Here is a 1,068-nt window from a genome sequence, read left to right as displayed (position 1 = left end):
GTCTATCACTCACATGTGATTAAGATCAAAGGAAAGTCATATCGCTTGGCATCGGTCAATTCCTAAACCGCCCAAATCATACATTTTTAAACCGCCATAAAATGACAATTTAAAACCGCCCTTGACACTTAGTACCTTGATACCAAAAATCAGCTATGAGAGTTAATTCACGTGTGGTAAGATGTTTATAGGTCATTTGTGATTGCCTTTCTTTTGATTAGGGATATTCAAAAGTCTATCACAAATGGCTTTTTATTTTTTCTAACTTAATTTTACAAACGACGAGTTTAAAAACAAAAATCTGATATTGGTATAGAAAGTGATATTTCTATATCAACACCAGATATTGTAGAGCCCCAAGAACCGGCGTCCAAGCCGGTTCTCGCTCTACTCTTCAATTTCTTCCATAAACTCACCCAATGCAGTCTGCCAATCCACAATCTCAAACCCAGTATCTTCCGCCTTCTTCAAGCTCATCACTGAATGACGAGGGCGGTAAGCTTTGGCCGGATATGCTGAAGAATCAACGGGAGCGACTTCAACATCTTTATCCTTTAAGATCTCGGTGGCGAATTCATACCAGGAACAACTATTCTCGTTAGATAGCTGGTAGGTACCGAATGGCTGATTATGATCGACTAAGTAAGTCATAAACTCTGCTAGGGTTCTAGTCCACGTTGGGCGGCCAAATTGATCGTTAACGACGGTGAGCTTATCATGGTCTTTGGCAAGACGGAGCATCGTGTATACAAAATTCTTACCGTATTTACCAAAGACCCAGGATGTCCGAATGATATAGTAATCAGCTAAGGTTTCCTGGATTGCTTTTTCACCGGCAAGTTTAGCTTTACCATATTCATTTCGTGGATTAGTGAGCGCATCAACTTCATACTCGCCTTCATTGGTCCCATCAAAGACATAATCGGTACTGATGTAAACCAGGTACTGTACCCTGTCAAGTTTACACACTAAATAATAAAAATTAATTGGCTTTGCCGTAACGAAATTCCGTTGCAGTAAGGTCATTTCTTTTAGCTGAAATAAATGTATTTGTAAAGTATTCAATTC

General features: G+C 39.3%; 1 protein-coding gene. It reads right to left on the bottom strand.

All coding sequences use genetic code 11. From position 1 onward, the window contains the following. Window positions 1-387: 387 nt before the first annotated feature. On the bottom strand, window positions 388-1,068 hold a 681-nt coding region (locus CBG10_RS08290), incomplete at its 5' end, for an SDR family oxidoreductase (protein ID WP_225361757.1).

Source organism: Limosilactobacillus reuteri (genome assembly GCF_002254085.1).
GTDB classification, from domain to species: Bacteria; Bacillota; Bacilli; order Lactobacillales; family Lactobacillaceae; genus Limosilactobacillus; species Limosilactobacillus reuteri_K.
This window is presented reverse-complemented; position numbering and strand designations above follow the sequence as displayed.